At 59.3% G+C, this 22975-nt stretch carries 20 protein-coding genes and 1 tRNA gene; 12 read left to right on the top strand and 9 right to left on the bottom strand.

The window, feature by feature from the left end:
• Position 1: 1 nt before the first annotated feature.
• The gene (gene acpP, locus MTP37_RS09325) at positions 2 to 229 is read right to left on the bottom strand and encodes an acyl carrier protein (protein WP_249237033.1); all 228 of its coding nucleotides are present in this window, start codon (positions 227 to 229) and stop codon (positions 2 to 4) included.
• Positions 230 to 568: 339 nt separating this feature from the next.
• On the opposite strand from acpP, the gene MTP37_RS09320 reads away from it, so the two are divergent.
• Both MTP37_RS09320 and MTP37_RS09315 read left to right on the top strand, forming a co-directional pair.
• Entirely contained in the window at positions 569 to 1477 is a 909-nt protein-coding gene (locus MTP37_RS09320) for a hypothetical protein (RefSeq protein ID WP_249237032.1), read from the top strand.
• A 98-nt stretch (positions 1478 to 1575) separates the two neighbouring features.
• Positions 1576 to 2091 (top strand): nitroreductase family protein, encoded by a 516-nt coding sequence (locus tag MTP37_RS09315; RefSeq protein ID WP_249237031.1) that lies wholly within the window; start codon positions 1576 to 1578, stop codon positions 2089 to 2091.
• Positions 2092 to 2210: 119 nt separating this feature from the next.
• Here MTP37_RS09315 and MTP37_RS09310 read toward each other — a convergent pair.
• From MTP37_RS09310 to MTP37_RS09300, 3 genes are all read right to left on the bottom strand, one after another.
• Positions 2211 to 2284 (bottom strand) — tRNA-Ala (locus tag MTP37_RS09310).
• A 62-nt stretch (positions 2285 to 2346) separates the two neighbouring features.
• A complete protein-coding gene (locus MTP37_RS09305) occupies positions 2347 to 3174 on the bottom strand; it encodes a TrmH family RNA methyltransferase (protein ID WP_249237030.1) in 828 nt (275 codons plus the stop codon).
• Between the two features lie 121 nt (positions 3175 to 3295).
• On the bottom strand, positions 3296 to 6601 hold the full coding sequence (locus MTP37_RS09300) for an ABC transporter ATP-binding protein/permease (RefSeq protein WP_249237029.1): 3306 nt from the start codon (positions 6599 to 6601) through the stop codon (positions 3296 to 3298).
• 226 nt (positions 6602 to 6827) lie between these two features.
• Here MTP37_RS09300 and MTP37_RS09295 point away from each other — a divergent pair, with 226 nt between their 5' ends.
• The 6 genes from MTP37_RS09295 to MTP37_RS09270 all read left to right on the top strand — a co-directional run bounded on the left by MTP37_RS09295 (position 6828) and on the right by MTP37_RS09270 (position 13724).
• Complete coding sequence (locus tag MTP37_RS09295; protein WP_249237028.1) at positions 6828 to 6968, top strand: hypothetical protein; 141 nt, start codon at positions 6828 to 6830, stop codon at positions 6966 to 6968.
• 181 nt (positions 6969 to 7149) lie between these two features.
• Complete coding sequence (locus MTP37_RS09290; protein ID WP_249237027.1) at positions 7150 to 7455, top strand: hypothetical protein; 306 nt, start codon at positions 7150 to 7152, stop codon at positions 7453 to 7455.
• Positions 7445 to 8182 carry a response regulator gene (locus MTP37_RS09285; protein ID WP_249237026.1) on the top strand — a complete coding sequence of 246 codons (738 nt, stop codon included), beginning with the start codon at positions 7445 to 7447 and terminating at the stop codon, positions 8180 to 8182. The genes MTP37_RS09290 and MTP37_RS09285 overlap by 11 nt, the downstream gene beginning before the upstream one ends.
• A 26-nt stretch (positions 8183 to 8208) precedes the next feature.
• A complete protein-coding gene (locus MTP37_RS09280; RefSeq protein ID WP_249237025.1) occupies positions 8209 to 9054 on the top strand; it encodes a sensor histidine kinase in 846 nt (281 codons plus the stop codon).
• 363 nt (positions 9055 to 9417) lie between these two features.
• Positions 9418 to 12357 (top strand): acyl-CoA dehydratase activase, encoded by a 2940-nt coding sequence (locus MTP37_RS09275; RefSeq protein WP_256469101.1) that lies wholly within the window; start codon positions 9418 to 9420, stop codon positions 12355 to 12357.
• 50 nt (positions 12358 to 12407) lie between these two features.
• Positions 12408 to 13724, top strand: coding sequence for a 2-hydroxyacyl-CoA dehydratase (locus MTP37_RS09270; RefSeq protein ID WP_256469100.1), 1317 nt, complete (start codon positions 12408 to 12410; stop codon positions 13722 to 13724).
• Positions 13725 to 13823: 99 nt separating this feature from the next.
• On the opposite strand, the gene MTP37_RS09265 is transcribed toward MTP37_RS09270, so the two are convergent.
• Positions 13824 to 15056 carry a 6-phosphofructokinase gene (locus MTP37_RS09265; protein WP_249237024.1) on the bottom strand — a complete coding sequence of 411 codons (1233 nt, stop codon included), beginning with the start codon at positions 15054 to 15056 and terminating at the stop codon, positions 13824 to 13826.
• 83 nt (positions 15057 to 15139) lie between these two features.
• Positions 15140 to 16363: a 6-phosphofructokinase gene (locus tag MTP37_RS09260; RefSeq protein WP_249237023.1), complete on the bottom strand. Its 1224-nt coding sequence runs from the start codon at positions 16361 to 16363 to the stop codon at positions 15140 to 15142.
• A 349-nt stretch (positions 16364 to 16712) separates the two neighbouring features.
• On the opposite strand from MTP37_RS09260, the gene MTP37_RS09255 reads away from it, so the two are divergent.
• A complete protein-coding gene (locus tag MTP37_RS09255; protein WP_249237022.1) occupies positions 16713 to 17723 on the top strand; it encodes a GDSL-type esterase/lipase family protein in 1011 nt (336 codons plus the stop codon).
• 68 nt (positions 17724 to 17791) lie between these two features.
• Here MTP37_RS09255 and MTP37_RS09250 read toward each other — a convergent pair whose 3' ends face one another.
• Complete coding sequence (locus tag MTP37_RS09250) at positions 17792 to 18262, bottom strand: methylated-DNA--[protein]-cysteine S-methyltransferase (protein ID WP_249237021.1); 471 nt, start codon at positions 18260 to 18262, stop codon at positions 17792 to 17794.
• 87 nt (positions 18263 to 18349) lie between these two features.
• Between MTP37_RS09250 and MTP37_RS09245 the strand changes: the two genes are divergently transcribed.
• The 3 genes from MTP37_RS09245 to MTP37_RS09235 all read left to right on the top strand — a co-directional run bounded on the left by MTP37_RS09245 (position 18350) and on the right by MTP37_RS09235 (position 20786).
• Positions 18350 to 19075, top strand: a complete 726-nt coding sequence (locus tag MTP37_RS09245; protein WP_249237020.1) for an NAD-dependent protein deacylase — start codon at positions 18350 to 18352, stop codon at positions 19073 to 19075.
• A gap of 87 nt (positions 19076 to 19162) precedes the next feature.
• Positions 19163 to 19801, top strand: a complete 639-nt coding sequence (locus tag MTP37_RS09240; RefSeq protein ID WP_249237019.1) for a hypothetical protein — start codon at positions 19163 to 19165, stop codon at positions 19799 to 19801.
• Positions 19802 to 19823: 22 nt separating this feature from the next.
• Positions 19824 to 20786, top strand: a complete 963-nt coding sequence (locus MTP37_RS09235) for a D-2-hydroxyacid dehydrogenase (RefSeq protein ID WP_249237018.1) — start codon at positions 19824 to 19826, stop codon at positions 20784 to 20786.
• A 38-nt stretch (positions 20787 to 20824) separates the two neighbouring features.
• Here the strand turns inward: MTP37_RS09235 and MTP37_RS09230 are convergent, their stop codons facing one another.
• Positions 20825 to 21988, bottom strand: coding sequence for an aminotransferase class I/II-fold pyridoxal phosphate-dependent enzyme (locus MTP37_RS09230; RefSeq protein ID WP_249237017.1), 1164 nt, complete (start codon positions 21986 to 21988; stop codon positions 20825 to 20827).
• 291 nt (positions 21989 to 22279) lie between these two features.
• On the bottom strand, positions 22280 to 22972 hold the full coding sequence (locus MTP37_RS09225) for a peptidoglycan-binding domain-containing protein (protein ID WP_005939873.1): 693 nt from the start codon (positions 22970 to 22972) through the stop codon (positions 22280 to 22282).
• Positions 22973 to 22975: the final 3 nt, after the last annotated feature.

The following is a 22975-nucleotide window of genomic DNA, read 5'->3' as shown; positions in this document are numbered from 1 at the left end:
CTCAGACGTGTGCGGTGATGTAGTTGAAGATGTCGCCCACGGTCTTGAGCTTTGCCAGCTCCTCGTCCGGGATGGACACGCCGCAGGCATCCTCCAGAGCCATGTTCAGCTCCACAGCGTCCAGACTGTCAGCCTCCAGATCCTCGGTCAGGCTGGCCTCCATCGTGACCTTGTCCTCGTCGCAGTTCAGGGTATCGACAACGATCTTCTTCATTTCTTCAAACGTCATGGTAGTAGTCTCCTTTGTTCTGTTAAGTTTGTATTTTTAACTAAATATTTTGATGTTTCTTGCGAACACGACTATTATAGCCGAACTGTCGGATAAGTCAAGAATAATAGTTAAAATAATTTATCTTTTACAATTCTGACACAGTTCTCTTCCTTTTTATAAAGGGGGCGGCGGAACACGGAGATCGATCTTCCGCACAAAGGCTTTCGTTCCGGGTCCGGCTGCAAAAGCTGAATTCCGTGAGGGGGGCAGACCCCCTCTTTTCTGTTTTGGCAAAGCGTGGTACAATAAAAGCAGATCATGGCCCTTGGTCGGCCTATTGGAGGAGAGCGCAAAACGATGAACGATCTTGGCAGCAAGGCATACTATCATCTGCCCGGCCTGTTTGAATTTTATGAGCTGTACCGTGTGTTTCTGCCCCTGTTCCGGGAGCACCGCGCGTATTTCTACGACTGGTGCGAGATCGGTTCCATCTACGGAGCCCCGGCAGACTGCATCTGGGGTGGGGGCCGTGCAGGCTTTGGCGACCAGAGCGCAAAAGAGGTGCTGGCACTGCTGCGGGAGTACGGCATCTCTGCCCGGCTTACCTTCAGCAATTCACTGCTGCAGAAGGAGCACCTGCGCGACCCGAAATGCAATGCCCTGTGTGCGCTGTTTGAAGCGGGCAGCGGTGTGCAGAATGGGATCATCGTCCACTCGGAGCTTCTGCTGGAATACCTGAAAGCGCGGTACCCGGGCTTTTACTTTGTGTCTTCCACTACCAAAGTCCTGACGGAGTTTGCCCAGCTGCGCAGGGAGCTGGAACGGGAGGAGTTCCGCTTTGTGGTGCCGGATTTCCGGCTGAACAAAGCGTTTGACCAGCTCAAAGGACTGCCGCAGGCCCAGAAGGATAAGGTGGAATTTCTCTGCAATGAGTGCTGCTGGCCCGGCTGCAAAGACCGGAAGCTGTGCTATGAGACCGTCAGCCGCAAAAACCTTGGCGAAGCTTGCCCGGAGCACGTATGTACCGCACCCGATGCACAGGAGGGCTACCGCTTTTCCAAGGCAATGCAGAGCCCGGCGTTTATCGGGACGGAGGAGATCTGCAGGACCTATCTGCCCATGGGCTTTTCCCATTTCAAGATCGAAGGCAGAGGCCTTGGCAGCGCGCTGATCCTGGAATTTCTGCTGTACTACATGACAAAGCCGGAATATCAGCTGCAGGTGCGGGAAGCGATCTATCTGGACAGTATGCTGGATCTGTTCTGAGCTAAAGCAGCGGAAAAATATGCGCAGCGGCTTTTCTTCAGTGCAGTGATGTGCTATAATGAGCGCAGAAAACCGAACAAACAGGAGGGAACACGAGCATGGAATTTACAGAAGTAGTCCGGAACCGGTATTCCTGCAAAAATTTTGATGCAGGCAAGGCGGTGGATGCCGCAAAGCTGACCGAGATCCTGGAGGCAGGCCGTGTGGCGCCGACTGCCAAGAATTTTCAGGAGCAGAAGATCTATGTAATCCAGTCGGCAGAGGGGCTTGCAAAGATCGACAAGGCAACGCCCTGCCGCTACAATGCATCCACCTGTCTGGTGGTGGCGTTTGACCGTACCAATGTGTTCACCTACCCCGGCGGCAGGCGGGACTCCGGTGTGGAGGATGCCACCATCGTGGCCACCCACATGATCCTGGCCGCAGCCAATGCAGGCGTGGACAGCTGCTGGGTCAACTTTTTTGATCCGGAGCAGCTGGCAAAAGAGCTGGGCCTGCCCGAAAACGAAGAGATCCTGATGATCATGGATCTGGGCCATGCCGCACCGGGCGCTGTGCCGCTGCCGAACCATGGCTCCCGCAAGCCGCTTGCGGATACGGTAGCATATCTGTGATCGGATAATACAATACCGGCAGGGCCTTCTGATACGGGCTCTGCCGGTATTTTTCTGCAGGATAAAAAAGAAAAGCCTCCATGCGGTTGAACATGGAGGCTTTCTCTGTTTATAGATCATGGACCTGGAGGGAGTCGAACCCTTGACCTTTCGGATGCGAACCGAACGCTCATCCCAACTGAGCTACAGGCCCATATGATGACGCTGTTAGTGTAACTCTGTTCGGATGATTTGTCAAGAGAATTATGTGCTGTTTCAGCGGCGGCCCAGCTGCCAGAAGGCCACAGCACTGGCGGCGGCAACGTTCAGCGAGTCCACGCCGTGGGACATGGGGATCTTCACGGTGTGGTCGCAGGCTGCAATGGTGCTGGGCGCAAGGCCATCGCCCTCGGTGCCCAGAACGATGGCGAGTCTGGGCTCGGCGGAAAGGGTGGCATCATCGATGCTCACGGAACGGTCGCTCAGGGCCATGGCGGCAGTCCGGAAGCCCAGCGCGTGCAGCTGTGCGATGCCGTTCTCCGGCCAGTCGGCAGGGGACGCACCGATCTGTGCCCATGGCACCTGAAACACGGTGCCCATGCTCACGCGCACTGCCCGGCGGCACAGGGGGTCGCAGCAGGAGGGGGTGATGAGCACTGCGTCCATATTCAGCGCGGCAGCACTGCGGAAGATGGCCCCCACATTGGTGGAGTCCACGATGCCTTCCAGCACGGCCACCCGGCGCGCATTGCGGCAGACCTCTTCCACACTGCGGGGCAGCGGACGGCGGAACGCGCACAGCACACCCCGGGTCAGCTCAAAGCCGGTCAGGCTGGCCAGCGTGTCACGGTCGGCGGTGTACACCGGCGCATCGCCGCAGCGGGTCAGGATCTCTGCCGCAGGGCCGGTGATCTGTCGGCGCTCCATGAGCAGGGAGAGCGGCGTGTACCCGGCATCCAGTGCGCGGGCGATCACCTTGGGGCTTTCGGCAATGAAGATGCCTTTTTCCGGCTCCAGACGGCTGCGCAGCTGCGCCTGCGTCAGGCGGGCGTAGATGTCCAGCTCCGGCGCGGAAAGGTCGGTGATCTCAATGATATTCGGCATAAGGAAATCTCCTTTGGAAAAGCTTTTTTCTTATTCTAGCACAACCCGGGCTGGAATGCAAAACTCCATACCCAAAACAGGCCGGCATCCCACGCGGGGACACCGGCCTGCAAGGACAGATTTATTCGGAGCGCAGTGCGGTAACGGGATTGCACTTGGCTGCGCTGCGGGCGGGGATCAGGCCGCCGAGGATGGTAAGCAGGGTGGCCAGTACGATCAGGATCAATGCGGCCTTGGGCGGCAGCACGGCAGTGACGCTGTTGGTACCGGCAATGGAATGGATGAGCATGTTGCCGGGGATCAGCAGCAGCAGGCACAGGCCCACGCCGATCACGCCGGAGCACAGACCGATGATGAAGGTCTCGGCGTTGAACACCTGCGAGACATTGTGCTTGGAAGCACCAATGGCACGCAGAATGCCGATTTCCTTGCGGCGCTCCAGCACGCTGATATAGGTGATGACGCCGATCATGATGGAGGAGACCACCAGCGAGATGGCCACAAAGGCCACCAGTACGTTGCTGACCATGCCCACGATCTTGGTCACGGCGCTCATCAGGGTGCCGACCGTGTCGGAGAAAACGATCACCTTGTCGTCCTGTCCCTGCTCGCGCATGGAGGCGTTGTAGGCGTTCAGGTTTTCCACGATGCGGTTCTTGGCCTCAAAGCTGTTGGGATAGATCCAGATGGAGCCGGGCGATGCGTAATCGGAGTAGCCCAGCGAGCCCAGTACGCTGTTGTAGGTGGTGGAACCGGACTGCAGATTCAGCTTGACCAGATCCACCAGATCGTCGGTGCTCATATTCAACTGTACGGCGTTCTGGAACACTGCGGCGTCGATCTGCAATGCGTCCTCCACCTGACTGCTGAGCTTGGAAATGTTCTTCTGGATCGCGGTCTGCAGCTGCTGGCTGAACTGCGCAGTCAGCTGGCGCATCAGCTGCTGAATCACAGTGCCGATCTGAGCCTGAATGGCGGCAGTGAGCTTTTCCTGCAAGGCTTCGCCCAGCTTCTGGGTAAGCTGCTGGGAATAGCTTTCCAGATAGCGGGCCATGATGCCCTGCAGGTTCTGCTGCAGCGATGCAGTGAACTGATCCTGCAGGCCGGAGGTATCCAGCAGGCTGCCCATGGATTCGGCAAGGATCTGCTTGAACATGTCGCTCTCCATATAGGAAGAGAAACCGATCTTGTCCAGATTCAGGATGCCGTTGCCGATGATGTAGCGCTTGTAGCCGTTCATGACGTTCTTCATCAGCTCCTGCAGCGCATCCTGCGAAACGGACATGTCCATATCCGCGAACAGCTGGCTCAGATCCAGCGAATCCATCTCCGGCAGCTGCACATCGCTCAGGTCGATGTCGCTCAGGTCAAGATCGTTCAGATCCAGCTGGAAGGAGGACGGATCGATGATGGACGCAAGGTCGAAGGAGCCATTCGTCAAATCGAACGCGCCGCTCAGGTCAAACTGCAGCTTGCTGGCGTCGAACTGGAAGGCATCCTTCAGCGCATCGGTGTCCACAGAGAACAGAGAGGAAAGATCAAGGCTGCTCTTGTCCTGCTGCTCCGTGTCAAAGGGTTTACCGGTGAGCACGTTGGTATCCGGGTGGGCAAGCTGCTGCTTTACGACCTCGCTCTCGGCGGCATGGTCGATGGCGTAATAGGTCAGCGCATGGGAATAGGCAACGCCGGTGGGCAGGATGGTGGAGCTGGCGTCCGGCTTGGGCTGGACGACGCCCACGATGGTCAGATTCGGGCTGTCGGCAACGGCCTGTTCCATGAAGGCTTCATCGCCGGACTGGTTGCGCCAGATCTGGCGGTCCTCGTCATAGGCATAAAGGTCGGAAAGGGTCAGTATCTTGAACTTCAGCCCCACAAAGGTTTCGTAGGGATAGGTGCTGTAACCGGTGGGCGCAGGAGTGTTTTTGTCTCTGGAATATGCTTCCAGAAAACGCAGCATCACGTTTTCGTCCTCAATGCCCATCAGGTAAAGCGCATAGTCGCTGACACTGCCGTCTGCGTTCAGCACCAGAATGGCTTCGTTGGCACCATTCGGCCAGCGGCCTGCTTTGACGTCGTACTGGTCCTCATACAGAGAGGGCGCCTCGGCCATTTCGGTGAACACATTCTGGTTGGTCATGGAGGAGACGATGCCGGCGGCAGAGGCGGTGTTGCTCAGGGAAGAGATGGTGTTGTCCGGGTACACCTGACGCACGGTACCGTCCTTATTCTGGCGGTAGATGAGCGGGTAGGAGCCGTAGGTGTACTCGATGGAAGCAGCGTCCTCCGGGATAGGGCAGTCCGGGCTGTCCAGATAGGCTTTCAGGGAGGCAAGGTCGTTGGAATTGGAGGTGTCCTCGGTCAGCTGGGAAAGCAGCTCCCGCACCGTGACCATTCCCTCCGGGGCGGAAGAGGACGATACACTGCCGACGCCGGTGGTATCGGCAACGGCAGTGGTATAACTCTCCGGGTTCAGCAGGGCGGCAAGGTCGATGCCGTTATAGGTGATCTGCAGCGGATATTCCGAAAGGGTGGAGCGCTCCATGTCCTGGATATAATTGCTCACACCGGCCGAGAGCGAAAGGATCAGCGCGATGCCGATGATGCCGATGGAACCGGCAAATGCGGTGAGCAAGGTGCGGGCCTTTTTGGTGAGCAGATTGTTGAAGCTCAGGGAAAGAGCCGTCAGCAAAGACATGGAAGAATGGCCCAGATTCCTGTGCACCGGCGGGGCCAGCACGGCATCGTCCGGCAGGAAGGGGGCCGTGTCGGACTGGATGATGCCGTCGCGCAGACGGACGATGCGGGTGGCATACTGTTCGGCCAGTTCCGGGTTGTGGGTGACCATGACCACAAGGCGGTCTTTGGCCACCTCCTTTAGCAGCTCCATGACCTGAATGCTGGTCTCGCTGTCCAGTGCACCGGTGGGCTCGTCCGCCAGCAGGATGTCGGGATTGTTCACCAGAGCGCGGGCAATGGCCACACGCTGCATCTGACCGCCGGACATCTCGCTGGGATGCTTGTGCAGCTGGTCTCCCAGACCCACCTGTTCCAGTGCCTTGGCGGCTCGGCTGCGGCGCTCCGCACCCGAAATGCCGGAAATGGTCAGTGCCAGCTCCACGTTGGAGAGCACCGTCTGGTGGGGAATCAGATTGTAGCTCTGGAACACAAAACCAATGGTGTGGTTGCGGTAGGAGTCCCAGTCACGGTCGGTGTATTTTTTGGTGGAAACACCGTTGATGATCAGATCACCGCTGTCGTAGCGGTCCAGGCCGCCGATGATGTTCAGCAGGGTGGTCTTGCCGGAACCGCTGGGGCCGAGAATGGCAACGAATTCATTGTCCCGCAGGTTCAAGCTGACGTCATCCAGTGCTTTCTGGACCAGATCGCCAGTCTTGTATTCTTTTTTGATGTGTTTGAGTTGGAGCATGTGCAAGCCTTTCCGGCCGCTCCCCACAGGAACGGTGCCGCTCTTTCCAATGAACTATCAAAAGCTGCGCTCTGCGCAGAATGTCATACTCTTTTATTCTACCGTAATAATATGAAAAAACTGTGTATAATCGGGTGGAAATTTCTGCGGAATGGATAAAATTATGTGCTGTTGGCAGAGACTGGCTGTCCAAAACGGGAAAAGACCGGGAAAATGAGTCGAAAAGTTGAATTTGCGTCGCATTCGTGCTATTTTAAGAGCAGGAAATGCCGCTGAAAAAGCAAAAAGCGGCATGGCCGGGCCGGACAAAAGCGACCAGATGCTAAAAACCGTGGTAAATGCTGGTCAAAATGAACATGAATTGTAAAAAAATGTAAAAAATAAAGTATGGCGTAAAAATGCAGCCTGATGAAAATAGACGCTTCTTCGGGGTTGTACCACTCCCTTTTTGCTCCTTAAAATAAGACAGTAAAAGCCTTTACAGCAAAACAGGAAAAACAGGGAATACAGTAAAATACTGCGGAACCCTGTAGCAAGGAGGAAGAATTATGGAACGTACATTTTCACCTATGATCCGTCAGTTTTCGGCAATTGACGGGCTGCAGAAGGCATATACGCTGGTGTATTCGATGGATGCGGACGATGAAAGCGGCTGTCGTCTGACCCTTTGCCGCACCGGGGATCGACAGTGTATGGAAAGCCGGTACATCGCGGCGGCACCAGAGTTCGGCTACCGGATCCTGCGGTATCTGTGTGAGAATGGCGTCCAGCCGGAGATCTGGCAGGATGTGGTAGAGGAACTGGCCGGCACAGACCAGCTCAGGCAGAAAGGCGGCGCGTTGTGTGGAGAATGAGAACACAGACAGAACGCTGCAGATTGCCCTTGGAAGCTACGACCGCAAGGAACTGCGGGTACAAAAGAATTACATACAGGAGCAATGCGCCGGGTCAGAGTGCACCTGTTTCCAGAACGGCAGCCGCCTGCTGGAGCAGCTGCAGCAGGGCCGGAGATTTGACGCAGTGATCCTTTGCAGCCAGCTGGAAGATATGAGCGGGCTGGAACTTCTGACGGAGCTCCGCACCACGGAAGCAAGGCCCCCGGTATTGATGATCGATGAAGCCCGGCGGCAGAACAGCAGCATCCTCTGTCCGGAGTCCGGCGAAGGCCTGTGTTATGTTGGCCGCGCGGAGCTCAGAAGCCTGCTGTGGGAGCTGTACCGGATGCCGGTACGGCAGAACCGGCAGATGGAACGCAGGTATCAGGAATTGTACGAGGGCTGGGGAATCCGGCAGCCCGACGTGAATAGCAGCTATCTGTCCAGCGCAGTGAGCGTGGTGTATGGCACCGTCCAGAAGCTGGCGATCCGCAAGGAGATCCTGCAGGCGGTGGGCGAACAGTATGAGGTGTCGGTCTCTGCCGTGGACAGCGGGATCCGGCGCATGGTCGATCAGCTGGAAGCCAGACCCACTGCAAAATGGCTGGCATTCAAGGATGAGAGCGGCTTTGCAGACGAAAAGCCCACGACCGGCAAATTGATCTATGCAGTCAAAAACTATCTTCAGCATCAGAAAGGCGGCTGAGCAGGAGGATTTGGAGGCGTAAAGGTATGGAGCAAGAGTGGCAAAATGACGCGGGAGCACTGACGGCACAGGCGATCCCGCAGAAAGATGTGGAACAGGCCTGCTTCCATGCATTGGGACTGGTCGGACGCAACTGCGAATATCTGGAGCAGCACCTTGCACGGGTCGGAGCCGATGAGCAGACCCGGCAGGCGGTGAATGACATCAGCGCCGCTGCGGCACGGCTGGACCGTACGATGAACGAAGTGATGACCCTGCTGGATTTTCTGCGTGCAGAAGAGCCTCCGCAGCTTTCCCCGCTGGACCTGTGCCAGATGCTGCAGCAGATCGCAGCGCAGGCCGATATGGTGCAGGAGCAGCTGGATGTGGAGCTGACGCTGGACTATGGCGGCTTGACGTCCTGCCGTGTGATGGCCGACTGCAGTGATGCAGAGCTGCTGTGCCTGCATCTGCTCTCCAATGCGCTGCATGCCTGCGGAGCCGGCGGCAAAGTGCAGCTGACGCTGCGCCGGTACGAGAGCTTCTGGAAGCTGACCGTGCTGGACGACGGCTGCGGTCTGCCGGAAACGAGCAGGGAAGCGTGGCTGGAGAACCGCCGCTGCTTTCTGGGCGGGGCCGGGCTTGGTCTGCTGCTCTGCCGCGAATGCTGCCGCCGTATGGGCTGGGACCTGCAGGTAGAACAGCGTGCACCGGAAAAAGGCACCCGGGCCGTCGTGACCATCCCGCTGTGCGATGAACCGATGCCGGAACCGACCGTGGAACTGCGTTCGGACTGCAGCCCGGTGCGGACGCAGCAGCAATACCAGCTGCGCAATATGCTGGTGCGGGAGCTGCGCACTATGCCGGAGCGCGGCGGCATGGAAGACCTGTGAAGAACTGGTGCTGAAGCCTGCTCTATAAATAGAGGAAGAAGACACTGCTGCATGATAAATAGGAAGAAGACACTGCTGCATGGGAGAGCGCCTGTGCAGCAGTTTTTGTTTGCAGACTGAGCTGCAGATGCCGCCGTTTCAGTCTGGACAAGTTCACAAAATGTTTAACTTTTTGCGCGGAAAATACTATTTTTTCCGTGTAAAATGAAGTACATGCATTGATTGCACCACGGAATTGGATTATAATACAGCTGTATGCGATTCAATGAATGATTCGTTACCAAACTAATTTTTGGTAAAGAAACTGCTTTGCCTTTTACCGGGGACGTCGTCTCCGGCATTTGTCCTTAGGAGGAAAACGACGTGAGAGTAGGTCTTGACATCGGCAGCACCACCATCAAGTGTGTGGTGCTGGATGAACATGATACGCTGCTGTATTCTACATACGAACGGCACTACAGCCATATTCTGGAAAAGGCGCAGGAGCTGCTGCGCCGCATCGATGCCGAGCAGATGCGCGGTCAGAAGGCGCTGCTGAGCATTTCCGGTTCGGCGGGCATGGGCCTGGCCGACAGTTGCGGCGTGCCCTTTGTACAGGAGGTGTTCTCCACCCGCGTGGCGGTCAAGCGCTTTGTGCCCCAGACGGACTGTGTCATTGAGCTGGGCGGCGAGGATGCCAAGATCCTGTTCCTGACCAATGGCACCGAGGTGCGCATGAACGGCAGCTGCGCCGGCGGCACCGGCGCCTTCATCGACCAGATGGCGACCCTGCTGAAGATGGGTGCCGACGAGATGAACAAAGCGGCAGAGAATGCCCAGCGCACCTACACCATCGCCTCCCGCTGCGGCGTGTTCGCAAAAAGTGACGTGCAGCCGCTGATCAATCAGGGCGCCCGCACCGAGGACATTGCTGCCAGCATTTATAAAGCTGTGGTCAACCAGACCATTGCAGGCCTTGCACAGGGCCGTCCCATCAAGGGCAATATCCTGTATCTGGGCGGCCCGCTCACCTTCAGCAGCGTGCTGCGCAAAAGCTTTGACGAAGCACTGAACGTGACCGGCACCTGCCCGGAGAACAGCCTGCTGTATGTGGCACTGGGTGCTGCCCTCTATGCCGACAAGTCCTTTGTTCTGTCCGAGGTGGCGGATGCGCTGGACCAGTATGCTGCCACTGCCACCTATGCCAGTGAACCGCCGCTGTTCGCCAGCAAGGAGGAATACGAGGCATTCCACGCCCGCCACATGTCCCACAGCGTGCCCCGCGTGCCCTTCAGTGCCCAGTGCGGCCCGGTGCATATCGGCATCGACTCCGGTTCCACCACCGTCAAGCTGGTGGTGGTGGACGAGAAGAGCCAGATCCTCTACACCAACTATCAGCCCAACCTGGGCAACCCGCTGCCCCTGATCCGGGAGCAGCTGCTCAAAATTTACAAGGAGCACCCGGGCCTGCAGGTGGCCAGCGTCACCACCACCGGCTACGGCGAAGAGCTGGTGAAGAACGCCTTCCGCTGCGACTACGGTCTGGTGGAGACGGTGGCACACTTTACCGCCGCCAAATACTTCATGCCGGATGTGGATTTCATCATCGATATCGGCGGGCAGGATATGAAGTGCTTCAAGATCGAGGACGGAGCCATCAGCAACATCTTCCTGAATGAAGCCTGTTCCTCCGGCTGCGGCAGCTTTCTGCAGACCTTTGCACAGGCACTGGGCTACGATGTGAAGAAATTTGCGAGCCTTGGCCTGTTCGCAGACCGCCCGGTGGATCTGGGCAGCCGCTGCACCGTGTTCATGAACAGCTCGGTCAAGCAGGCCCAGAAGGACGGTGCCAGCATCGAAAACATCTCAGCAGGCCTGTCCATCAGCGTGGTCAAGAACGCACTGTACAAGGTCATCCGCGCTTCCAGCCCGGAAGAGCTGGGCCGCAAGATCGTGGTGCAGGGTGGTACCTTCTATAATGAAGCCGTGCTCCGCGCCTTTGAAAAGGAGATGGGGGTGGAGGTCATCCGCCCGGACATCGCCGGTCTGATGGGCGCTTATGGTGCGGCGCTGTACGGCCTGCGCCAGAGCCATAAGAGCGGACAGGCCGCCTCTGCCATGATGAACGAGCAGGAGCTGGAAGCCTTTGCGCAGAAGGTGGTCAGTGTCAAGTGCGGCGGCTGCGGCAACCACTGCCAGCTCACCGTCAACACCTTTGCGGACGGCCGCAAGTACATCTCCGGCAACCGCTGCGACAAGCCCGTGACCGGCAAGAGCTCCGACGACAGCCTGAACCTCTACGCCTACAAGCAGCAGCTGCTGGCAGAGTATAAGCCGGTGCCCGGCAGCCGCGGCTCCATCGGCATCCCGCTGTGTCTGGGCTTCTACGAGCTGCTGCCCTTCTGGTGGGCCTTCTGGACAAAGCTTGGCTTTGCGGTGCACACCAGCCCGGTGTCCAGCCGCGGGCTGTATCTGGCCGGTCAGGCCACCATCCCCAGCGACACCGCCTGTTTCCCGGCAAAGCTGAGCCACGGCCACATCAAGGCGTTGAGCCAGATGCAGCTGGACGCCATCTTCTATCCCTGCCTGACCTACAATGTGGACGAGGGGCTGGGCGACAATCACTATAACTGCCCGGTGGTGGCCTACTACCCCGAGGTTCTGGCAGGCAACTGCCCGGAGCTGGAAGGTACCAAATTCATTTATGACTATGTGGGCATCCACCGCCCCAAGGACTTTGTGCACAAGATGGCAAAGAACATCCTACCCAAGTACTTCGGCGGCATCTCGGAAAAAGAGGTGCAGGCCGCAGCGGATGCCGCTTATGCGGAATACGAGTCCCACATGGCAAAGATCCGGGTGAAGGGCAGCGAGATCATCGATGAAGCCCGCCGTCAGGGCAAGCGCATCATCGTGCTGGCAGGCCGCCCCTACCATGTGGACCCCGAGGTGAACCACGGCATCGACCGCCTCATCACCCGCCACGGCGCTGCTGTTGTTACCGAGGACAGCATCTCCAACCGGGTGCAGAAGTTCCCCACCAGCGTGCTGAACCAGTGGACCTACCACAGCCGCCTGTATGCCGCCGCCAAATACTGCACCACCCAGAAGGATATGGATCTGGTGCAGCTGGTGTCCTTTGGCTGCGGCGTGGATGCCATCACTACCGATGAGACCCGCGAGATCCTGCAGGAGGGCGGCAAGCTCTACACCCAGCTCAAGATCGACGAGATCACCAATCTGGGTGCCGTGAACATCCGTCTGCGCAGCCTGTTTGCCGCTCTGGATGAGCGGGACGAGGTAGCTGCAGAAAAGGCAGAATAAAATAGAGAGAGCGCAAAAGGCTTTTTAAAAAAGCAACATAGGAGGAACCTATGGAATACAATTATCCCAAATTTACCCCGGAGATGAAGAAGACCCATACCATCCTCATCCCCAACATGGCCATTACCCAGTTCCGCCTGCTGGAGTACGCCCTGCGTTACGACGGCTACAAGTGCGAGATCCTGGGCAACTGCGGCAGTGCTGTGGCACAGCTGGGCCTGAAATACGTTCACAACGACACCTGCTATCCGGCCCTGCTGGTCATTGGCCAGTTTCTGGACGCACTGAACAGCGGCAAGTATGATCTGGACCACACCGCCCTGCTCATCACCCAGACCGGCGGCGGCTGCCGTGCCTCCAACTATATCCATCTGCTGCGCAAGGCACTGGTGAAGGCCGGATATCCGCAGATCCCGGTGGCCAGCCTGAACTTCTCGGGTCTGGAAAAGGACAGCGGCTTCCAGATGACCCTGCCGCTGGCCCGCCGTGCACTGGCCTGCATTTTCTACGGCGACATGTTGTGCGCCCTGCGCAATCAGGTGGCACCTTATGAGAACGAGAAGGGTGCTGCCGATAAGATGGTAGACCTGTGGGTGGAGCGTCTGGGCCGTGTGCTGCTGGCGGGCAAGGGCTACACCGCCGGGGAGATGAAGCACACCTTCCCCCTCATCGCAAAGGATTTTGCTGCCATCCCCGTTACCCGGGTGCCTAAGGTCAAGGTGGGCGTTGTGGGCGAGATCTATGTCAAGTACAGCCCGCTGGGCAACAACGACCTGCAGAAGTTTCTGGAAAGTCAGGACTGTGAGGTGAACTTCCCGGGCCTGATGGGCTTTGTGCAGTACTGCGCCTTCAACATGGGCGAGGATCATGTGCTGTACGGCGGCAAGCTGGCGGTGAAGATCGGCATCGATCAGTTCCTCAACTGGCTGGATGGCATCGAGCGCACCATGCTCAAGGCCGAGGCCGACGCAGGCTTCTACGCCCCCGGCCCCTTCAAGGAGCTGGTGGAAAAGCCCAAGGGCATCATTTCGCTGGGTGCCAAGATGGGCGAGGGCTGGCTGCTGACCGCCGAGATGATCGAGCTGGTGCAGGGCGGCTACGGCAACATCGTGTGCGCCCAGCCCTTCGGCTGCCTGCCCAACCACATCGTGGGCAAGGGCATGGTGAACAAGATCCGCGCCCTGTACCCCGGTGCCAACATTACCCCCATCGATTACGACCCCAGTGCCACCAAGGTCAATCAGGAGAACCGCATCAAGCTGATGCTGGCAGTGGCCAAGGAGCGCCTGAATGCCCCGGTGGAGGCAAAGTCCCTGACGGCAGAGGAGATCGCAGGCGGCGCACCCAAAGTCGGCGCAGTGGTCTGAGCTTCTGAAGCAAAGAATACCGAAATGCAAAAAGCCCGTCCGAGTTTTACGCCCGGACGGGCTTTTATCATGCCTTGAGAAAAATCAATGCGGGAGAGATCACTTCTGATTCTTCATGTAGATGTGGTGGGGCAGACCGGCAATGTACAGCGGGGTCAGCTCGGCCTGAATCAGCGGACGGGCATAAGCCAGAAACTCATCGGTCATCTGGGTGTGGTTGGCGTTCATCCAGCTCAGCGGCACCTTCTTTTCGAGGTTTGCCACCTCGCTGATGGGGTGAAGCTCGGTGGTGCACTGGTACGGGCTGTTGGAGATGCGCTTCAGGGCCACCATCTGGCCGGTGACACCCTCAAAAGCAGCCTTGGCAGCAGCACCGCCTACCTGATAGGCCTCAGTGATGTCGGTGCGGCTGGTCAGATGGCCTGCGCAGCGCTGCAGGGTGGAAAGCTCGATGCAGCGGGTCTTGGTGTCCAGATTGCGGGCCACTACGTTGGCCAGATACCGGGCGGTGCCGGTCAGGGCCTTGTGGCCAAAGGCGTCCACAGCGTGCACATCGTCGGCCAGCTCACAGACGTAACGGCCATCCTCCAGCTTGACGCCTTCGGACACGGCAATAACGATGCTGGGCTTCTTTTCCTGCATCACGCGCACCTTCTCAATGAAGTGCTCCACGTTGAAGGGCACTTCGGGCAGGCAGATCATGTCCACGCCCTCGCAGTCGTCGCTCTTTGCCAGAGCAGCGGCAGCGGTCAGCCAGCCTGCGTTGCGGCCCATGATCTCCACCACGGTGACGTACTTGGTGCCGTACACGGTGGCGTCGCGGATGATCTCCTTCATCACCACGCCGATGTACTTGGCAGCAGAGCCGTAGCCGGGGGTGTGGTCGGTGACCATCAGGTCGTTGTCGATGGTCTTGGGCACGCCCATAAAGCGGATGTCGCTCTGGATGCGCTCGCCGTACTCGGCCAGCTTGCCGATGGTGTCCATGGAGTCGTTGCCGCCGATGTAGAAGAAGTAGCCGATGTTCAGCTTTTCCAGAATGGCGAACAGCTTTTTATAGACGGTCTCGTCCTCATGCCAGTCGGGCAACTTGTAGCGGCAGCTGCCGAGGAAGCTGGACGGGGTGCGCTTGAGCAGCTCGATGTCCAGATCGTCCGTCAGCACGGTGGAAAGATCCACCACCCGCTCCTCCAGCAGACCGGCAACGCCATTGCACATGCCGTAGACGATGTCTGCGCCGCGGCTCTTGCAGCTCTCAAAGACGCCCGCAAGGCTTGCATTGATGACGGAAGTAGGACCGCCAGACTGACCAACGATTGCATTTTTACCCATGATGATTTCTCCTTTTTTGTTTTTCTGTTTCGGCAATATAATATGACGTGCAGGATGCACGAAAACAGACGCGGGAAAAGGGGTTACAGACGGATGTGGCGCGGGGTGCCGTTGACGTAAACGGGGGTCACCTCGTCCAGGATCAGCGGACGGGCATACTCCTCAAAAGCAGCCGTCACCTGCATCCCGTCGGGGCTGATCCAGTCCAGCGGCACCTTCTTTTCAAGGTTTGCCACCTGCTGCACATCCACCGACTCGGTGATGCACTGGTAGGGATAAGCGGAAATGCGATTGAGCGCGATCATGCGGCCGGTCTCGCCCGCAAAAGCGGCGGCGGCTGCGGCACCGCCCACAGCGTAGGCCTCGTTCACGTCCGTGCGGCTGGCCAGATGGCTGGCGCAGCGCTGCAGGGTGGAGAACTCAATGGCGCGGCTCTTACAGTTCAGCTTGTCGTGAATCAGGTCGGACAGGTAGCGGCTGGTGCCGCTGAGCACGGCCTTGTGGCCAAAGGCATCTAGCTGACCGGCAGTGGACACCAGATCGCACAGATAGGTGCCGTCGGCAGTCTTGACGCCCTCGCTGGCAGCGATGATGACGTTGGACTTGCGGCGCTGCAGCTCGTCCACCCGGGCAAGGAACTTGTCCTGATCGAAGGGCACCTCAGGCAGCAGGATCAGATCCGGGCCCTCGCAGTCGTCGCCGCCGGCAAGGCAGGCCGCACCGGCCAGCCAGCCCGCGTGGCGACCCATGATCTCGGCCACGGTCACGCTGCGGATGTCATACACGGAGGAATCCCGGATGACTTCCTTTAAAATGGTGGCGATGTACTTGGCGGCAGAGCCGTAGCCGGGGGTGTGGTCGGTCAGACACAGGTCGTTGTCGATGGTCTTGGGCACACCGATGAACCGCACACTGCTGCCGACACGGTCACCGTAGCGGGAAAGCTTTGCGATGGTGTCCATGGAGTCGTTGCCGCCAATGTAGAACACCGCGCAGATGTCGTACTTGTCAAACAGGGTGAACAGTTTGATGAAGGGTGTGGAGTCCACATCCGGGTCCGGCAGCTTGTAACGGCAGCTACCCAGATAGCTGGACGGGGTGCGCTTGAGCAGTTCGATGCTCATGCGGTCGTCCAGCAGGACGTTCAGCTCCAGCATTTCCTCCTTGAGCAGACCCTCGATGCCGTACTTCATGCCGTACACCTTGTCTGCGCCCAGACTGCAGGCTGCTTTGTACACGCCCGCCAGACTGGAGTTGATCACGGCGGTAGGGCCGCCGCTCTGACCAATGATCACGTTCTTGGCCATGAGAACCTCCTTTTGCAAATTTCATTCTTATCATTTTGACGCCGCCTGCAAGATACGGCTTCCGCACCGCTTTGCATAGGAAAATGGTCCTGAGGCCCTGCACTGCCCGCAGACCGACGGTAAACAGACCGCACCTTGCAAGTGATACAAAAAAGTTTGCGGCATGTGCACATGCTTTTTGTAAAATGTGCAAAATTGCCACATCCTTATTGTACCCGTTTTGCCTGTTGTATGCAAGACCCAATTGGTTGCGCAGGCAAAAAAATTATGATAAAATAAAAAACAGACCGCTCCGGGGGCGGTAAAAGTCCCCCTCTGCGGGGGAAAATTGGAGAAAGCTGGAAAAACCATGGGCATTTCACACGAATATCATTCGGCACCGCGCCGGGCACGGCACGGTACCGTCAGCGGCAGGCTGCGCTTTCTGGGCGCAGTGATCGCAATTTTGCTGGTATCCTACGCCATCACCGCTATTCTGGAAAAAGGCGCAGAGGGCGCGGACGATACCCCGTCCACCAATGCAGGCGGCATTGCCGAGAACATTCTGGCCCCGCTGCCCATGCAGGGCGAGGCAGACAGCAGCAGTGCCGCACCGGACGGCAGTATCGGCACACCGGACGCCGTCACTCTGGAAGCATTTGGCCCAGCAAAGCAGACCGCCGGAGCGTACACCGTAAAGGCCTATGACGCCAGTGTGATCCGTCAGCCCAGCTGTGGGCAGGTGGATCTGAGCTATTTTGCGGATGCGGCTTTTCTGGGCGACAGCCTGACCGTGGGCTTCTCGGATTACCAGATCAATCTGGGCGGGGCGCTCATCTGCGGCTATACCGGCGTGGGCCCGGATGCCATCGTGAACCGCAGCGCGGTCAAGAGCCCCACCCGCGGGCAGGAGGTGGCACTGGATGTGCTGGCGGCCGCGCAGCCCAGAAAGCTGTATATCCTGCTGGGCACCAACACCCTCACCACACTGGGCGCTTCGGATCGCTTCCTTGCCTACTATGGCCAGATGCTGGATATGCTGCGCGAGGCTTTGGGCGAGGACTGCACCATTTACGTGCAGTCCATCCCGCCGGTGCGGCCCACTGTGGCAGCAGAAAAGCCTGGCCTTGCCACCGATGTGCTGCGGGGGGTGAACGAGCAGCTGGCCCAGATGGCGGCCAGCAAGGGCTGCGTTTACCTTGACCTGTGGGAGACCCTTGCCGACGGCGAGGGCAACCTGAAGGAGATGCTTGCCGCACCGGATGGTGTGCATCTGAGCGCCGGCAACGGCTATGGCGCGTGGGTCACCTACCTGCGCAACCATGCAAAGTACAGCGCGGACAATTCCTGGACGATGGGCAGCGTGTACAGCGCACAGTAAAACGGAGTGAAAAATAAAGAGCCATTGCACAAAACGGGTGTGCAATGGCTCTTTTTCGTTTGCAAGGCTTACCCCTGTTCCAGCTCCAGCAGATACTGCTTCATCTCCACGCCGTAGGCGTAGCCGGTCAGGCGGCCGCTGCGGCCCACCACCCGGTGGCAGGGCTGAAGGATGGCGATGGGGTTGCTGTGGCAGGCTCCGCCCACGGCCCGGCAGGCAGAGGGCCTGCCAATGGCAGCGGCCAGCTGGCCGTAGGTGCGGGTCTCGCCGTAGGGGATGCGGCACATCTCGGCCCAGACCGCTTTCTGGAAGGGGGTGCCCTTGGGGGCCAGCGGCAGGTCGAATTCCCTGCGCGCCCCGGCAAAGTATTCGTTCAGCTGTTCCTCGGCCTCCTGCAGAAGGGGCGTCTCGCATACTTTGCGGGGCAGGGGCTCCAGCTCCGGCACCCCGTCCGGGCAGAGGGCCAGTCCACAGATGGCATTGTCCTCCTCTTCCAGCCGGAAGGTGCCCAGAATGCTGTTCACATACCAGACGTTCAAAAGCTGCGCTTCCTTTCCTGTGAGTTTGTGTTATACTAAAGCTATCTTAACACAAATATACATCCGGCGAAAGGGGCGTTTTTTGTTATGGTACAGGCATTGGAAGAGATCATTGCCAAAAGCAGCAGCATCGTGTTCTTTGGCGGGGCGGGCGTTTCCACCGAGAGCGGCATCCCGGACTTCCGCAGTGTGGACGGACTTTATCATCAGAAGTACGCCTACCCGCCGGAAACCATCCTGAGCCACACCTTCTGGGAGGAGAACCCGGAGGAGTTTTACCGTTTTTACCGCGATAAGCTCATCGTGAAGGGGGCAAAGCCCAACGCGGCCCACCTGCGGCTGGCAAAGCTGGAACGGGAGGGCAGGCTGAAAGCGGTCGTCACCCAGAACATCGACGGCCTGCATCAGGCGGCGGGCAGCCGCACGGTGTACGAGCTGCACGGCAGCACCCTGCGCAACTACTGCACCCGATGCGGCAAATTCTACGAGGTGGACTTTATTGCAGACAGCACCGGCGTGCCCCGCTGCACCGAATGCGGCGGCATCGTAAAACCCGACGTGGTGCTGTATGAGGAAGGGCTGGACGAAGAGGTGCTGTCCGGCGCGGTGAACGCCATCCGTCATGCAGATACCCTCATCATCGGCGGCACCAGTCTGGTGGTGTACCCGGCAGCGGGGCTCATCCGGTACTTCCGGGGCGACCATCTGGTGGTCATCAACATGCAGCCCACCGGGGCCGATGCCGAAGCCGACCTGTGCATCGCAAAGCCCATTGGTCAGGTGCTGAGCGAGGACGTAACGCTGGATCTGTAAAACAAAAAAGAACGGCCCTGTTTCGCGCCGATTCTCGCCCCCGGTCCGGTATGCTGAGAGCATAACGAAAAGAATGGGGGAAACCAAATGGTCCAGGTTTGTGACCCGCCGCGCACGCGGCAGGTAAGGCGGCTTTCAACAGAAGAGTTCTGTCAGCTGGTCAGAGGTGAAGTGAGCTGTGTGTACCGCCCGCGCAGCGAGGTGCTGCGGATGCTGACAGTAGGCGAGGCATGGGGCACCGGCGGTGTGCGGGGCGCTCCCGGTGCCGGATGCATCCTGCTGCCCATGGACGCCGATGTTGCCGCAGCGGCTGCGCTGCGCAGCTTTCTGGGCTGGGGCTGCACGGCGGGCGGGTACTTTCTCACCCCGGCGGCCGGGCCGGACAGCCGTGCCGCCGGGACCCTTGCACCGCTGCTGGCTGTTGCCGCCGCCCGGCAGGAACAGCTGGCCCGGGGCCGGGTTCGGTGGGCTGTGGTGGAGTGCGCTGCCGAAGAAGTGCTGCCGCTGTACCTGCGGCAGGGGTTCGCGCTGCGGGCTATCCGCCCGCTGGACAGTCTGGCCCCCTGCTTCTGGCTGCAGGCGGGCTGTCTGGGACAGAACCAGCCGCCGGTCTGGGTGCCGCTGGCAGACCGGGTGCACATTGCCATCCTGCTGGCCCGGGGCTATGCCGCGCTGGAAAGCCGCGAGAGTCCGCAGGGCACGGTGCTGGCACTGTATCCCGTGTAAAATAAAAGGGGAGGAAGTTCAAATGAAAGCAGTTATTCTGGAAGACTATGCCATACAGCAGGGAGATCTGGACTGGTCGGGCGTGGAAGCGCTGGTGCCGGACGTCACCCGCTATGGACGCACCGCGCCGGAGGAGGTGGTGCCGCGCATCGGGGATGCAGAGATCGTGTTCCTGAACAAGTGCCGCATCGACGAAACCGTTCTGGCCCGGTGTCCGAAGCTCCGGTGGGTGGGCATCATCGCCACCGGCACCGACAACCTTGACCTGCAGGCCTGCCGCCGCCATGGCGTGGCTGTGGCCAATGTGCCGGGCTATTCTACGCACAGTGTGGCGCAGATGACCTTCAGCCTGCTGCTGGCCATCTGCCAGTGTGCTGACCGCTATGACCGTCTTGTGCAGGACGGCCGGTGGCGCACCGAAGATCCCGCTGCCTACCGGCTGCTGCCGCAGGTGGAGCTGCTGGGCAAGACCTTTGGCATCTTCGGCTACGGCAGCATTGGGCGGCAGACCGCCCGCATTGCCAGAGCCTTTGGCATGGAGGTGCTGGTGTGCACCCGCACCGTGCGGCCGGAGTACGCCGCCGACGGGGTGGAGTTCGTGGACTTTGACGCCCTGCTGGCCCGCAGCGATGTGCTCAGCCTGCACTGCCCGGCCACGCCCGCCACGCGCGGACTGGTCAATGCAGACTCCCTTGCCAGGGCAAAGCCCGGCATGATCCTGCTGAACACCGCCCGCGGTGCGCTGGTGGACGAGCAGGCCGTGGCCGATGCGCTGAAAAACGGGCAGCTGGCCTTTTACGGGGCAGACGCTTTTGGCACCGAGCCACTGCCGCAGGAAAGCCCGCTGCGGGGCCTGCCCAACGCCCTGCTGACGCCGCACATCGCATGGGCCACCAACGAAGCCCTGCAGCGGCTGATAGACATTACCACCAACAACCTGCGCACATGGCTGGATGGCGCAGGAGAGAACATTGTGAACGCATAAAAATAACGGGAACGCCGCATGGACGTTCCCGTTATTTTTTAGTTCAGGATACCGCTCTCTTTGATGGAATTCACCGCCTCGGCAATGCGCTCCGGCGGCAGGGTGAGGGCAAAGCGCACATAGCCTTCACCCAAGGGGCCGAAGCTGGAACCCGGGGTGCACAGCACGCCGCTCTTTTCCACAAGTTCCAGACAGAAGTCCATGCTCTTTGCATACTTTGCCGGGATGGGAGCCCACACGAACATGCTGCCGTGGCTGTCCGGCACATTCCAGCCGATGGAACGCAGACCGCCGCACAGGGCATCGCGGCGCTGCTGGTACAGGCCGCACTGGGCCTTTACCATGTCCAGCGGGCCGGTCAGGGCGGCGATGGCGGCTTTCTGCACCGGCAGGAACATGCCGAAATCGATCTGACCGCGCAGCTTTTTAAAGGCGGCTACCACGTCCCTGCGGCCCACAAGGAAGCTGATGCGGGCACCGGTGACGTTGAAGCTTTTGGAAAGGCTGAAGAACTCCACGCCCACATCCATGGCACCGGGCGTGTTGAAGAAGCTGTTGCCCACGGCCCCGTCAAAGATGATGTCGCTGTAGGCGTTGTCGTGGATAATGAGGATGTCGTACTTCTTTGCAAAGGCCACCAGTTCGGCGTACAGCTCCGGCGTGCCCACGCTGCCCACCGGGTTTGCGGGCAGGGAGACGATCATGTACTTTGCCTTGCGGGCCACATCCTCCGGGATGTCCTTCACGTAAGGCAGGAAACCATGCTCTTTGGTCAGCGGGTAATACCAGGGCTTTGCGCCGCCCAGCAGACTGCCCGCAATGAACACCGGGTAGCAGGGGGTGGGCAGCAGCACGGTGTCGCCCTCATCGCACAGCACCATGCCGATGTGGCCCACGCCCTCCTGACTGCCGGCGCAGCTGGCCACCTGATCCGGCGTGATCTCTACGCCGAAGCGACGCTTGTAGTAGCCGCACACAGCATCCAGCAGCTCAGGCAGGTCGCGCAGGCTGTACTTCCAGTTCTGCGGGTCGGCGGCTGCGTCCATCATGGCCTTGCGGATGTGCTCGGCGGGCGCAAAGTCCGGCGTGCCGACGCTCAGATTATAAATGGTACGGCCCTGAGCTTCCAGTTCCACCTTGCGTTCGTTCAGTGCGGCGAAGATCTCATCGCCGAACAAGTCCAGTCGTTTGGAAAATTTCATGATACAATACCCCTCAAATCCTCTTGTTTTCAACATGAACCATTTTAATAATAGAGCTATTTTAGCACGTTTTGCCTGCCTGTGCAACGAAAAGGGCAGATGAGGGAGAAAGTTTCAACTTTCGGTGATGGGAAGCGAAGATTGTTTCACGGGGGACTCCTTCAGTCAAACCCTTTGGGTTTGCCAGCTCCCTCAATGAGGGAGCCTCTGGCGAAGAGGGAAGGCCTGCGGTTTTGCCAAAGGCCCCATCTCCGAGGGGGCTGGCACCGAAGGTGACTGGGGGAGTTTCTGCTAATCGATCGTCGTTTTTGTCCGCCCCACGCCGATGACGGCGGTGCTGATCTTTTTCCAGCTGCTGCAGCCACACACACCGTCCACACGCAGGCTCGTGCGCCGCTGGAAGCCTTTCAGCGCTTCCTCCGTCCGGGCACCGAAGATGCCGTCGATGCGGCTCCCGGTCTGGTAGCCCAGCGTGGAAAGCGCGTCCTGCAGGATCATCACATAGCAACCGCGGCTTCCCCGCCGCAGGGTGGGGTAGCCTGCCGTGGTGCCGCTGCAGGCAGGCGTGCCGTAGCGGCGGTCCATGTGCACCCATGTGGGGGTCTGGCTCAGCGGCTCCACATAGCCCCATGCCCCGGTGCCCCGGGCCGCATTGTAGATGGCCGTGCGGGCAGTCTGGGTCAGGCTCTGGCCTACGTCAAAGGATACGCCCGCGTAGTGCTGGCTGCGGGTGCCGTGGCCGCCCTCCCAGATGCGGCGGAAGGCATACCCCACCGGGATGCCCTTGCCGTACTTGCGGCGGGTCAGGTTCCACGCTTCCATGGCCGCAATGGTGGTCCACAGGGTGGGGCTGGCAGATTTTCCCCGGAACTCCCGCACCCGCAGGGTGGTGCCGGTGCTGTAGGGCATGGGGTCGTTCTCGTTCAGGTTCGCGTAGGTGTAGACCTTGTTCTCGTAGGCGTCGTAGATCAGAAGACGTGCCATCGC

Origin of the sequence: Faecalibacterium sp. HTF-F (genome assembly GCF_023347535.1) — a bacterium.
Classification (GTDB): domain Bacteria; phylum Bacillota; class Clostridia; order Oscillospirales; family Ruminococcaceae; genus Faecalibacterium; species Faecalibacterium wellingii.
This window is presented reverse-complemented; position numbering and strand designations above follow the sequence as displayed.

What these genes read in the sequence shown, in the direction of transcription:
- acpP (WP_249237033.1), bottom strand. Translation starts at nt 229, where the DNA reads ATGACGTTTGAAGAAATGAAGAAGATCGTTGTCGATACCCTGAACTGC.
- MTP37_RS09320 (WP_249237032.1), top strand. Translation starts at nt 569, where the DNA reads ATGAACGATCTTGGCAGCAAGGCATACTATCATCTGCCCGGCCTGTTT.
- MTP37_RS09315 (WP_249237031.1), top strand. Translation starts at nt 1,576, where the DNA reads ATGGAATTTACAGAAGTAGTCCGGAACCGGTATTCCTGCAAAAATTTT.
- MTP37_RS09305 (WP_249237030.1), bottom strand. Translation starts at nt 3,174, where the DNA reads ATGCCGAATATCATTGAGATCACCGACCTTTCCGCGCCGGAGCTGGAC.
- MTP37_RS09300 (WP_249237029.1), bottom strand. Translation starts at nt 6,601, where the DNA reads ATGCTCCAACTCAAACACATCAAAAAAGAATACAAGACTGGCGATCTG.
- MTP37_RS09290 (WP_249237027.1), top strand. Translation starts at nt 7,150, where the DNA reads ATGGAACGTACATTTTCACCTATGATCCGTCAGTTTTCGGCAATTGAC.
- MTP37_RS09280 (WP_249237025.1), top strand. Translation starts at nt 8,209, where the DNA reads ATGGAGCAAGAGTGGCAAAATGACGCGGGAGCACTGACGGCACAGGCG.
- MTP37_RS09270 (WP_256469100.1), top strand. Translation starts at nt 12,408, where the DNA reads ATGGAATACAATTATCCCAAATTTACCCCGGAGATGAAGAAGACCCAT.
- MTP37_RS09265 (WP_249237024.1), bottom strand. Translation starts at nt 15,056, where the DNA reads ATGGGTAAAAATGCAATCGTTGGTCAGTCTGGCGGTCCTACTTCCGTC.
- MTP37_RS09260 (WP_249237023.1), bottom strand. Translation starts at nt 16,363, where the DNA reads ATGGCCAAGAACGTGATCATTGGTCAGAGCGGCGGCCCTACCGCCGTG.
- MTP37_RS09255 (WP_249237022.1), top strand. Translation starts at nt 16,713, where the DNA reads ATGGGCATTTCACACGAATATCATTCGGCACCGCGCCGGGCACGGCAC.
- MTP37_RS09245 (WP_249237020.1), top strand. Translation starts at nt 18,350, where the DNA reads ATGGTACAGGCATTGGAAGAGATCATTGCCAAAAGCAGCAGCATCGTG.
- MTP37_RS09240 (WP_249237019.1), top strand. Translation starts at nt 19,163, where the DNA reads ATGGTCCAGGTTTGTGACCCGCCGCGCACGCGGCAGGTAAGGCGGCTT.
- MTP37_RS09235 (WP_249237018.1), top strand. Translation starts at nt 19,824, where the DNA reads ATGAAAGCAGTTATTCTGGAAGACTATGCCATACAGCAGGGAGATCTG.
- MTP37_RS09230 (WP_249237017.1), bottom strand. Translation starts at nt 21,988, where the DNA reads ATGAAATTTTCCAAACGACTGGACTTGTTCGGCGATGAGATCTTCGCC.
- MTP37_RS09225 (WP_005939873.1), bottom strand. Translation starts at nt 22,972, where the DNA reads ATGGCACGTCTTCTGATCTACGACGCCTACGAGAACAAGGTCTACACC.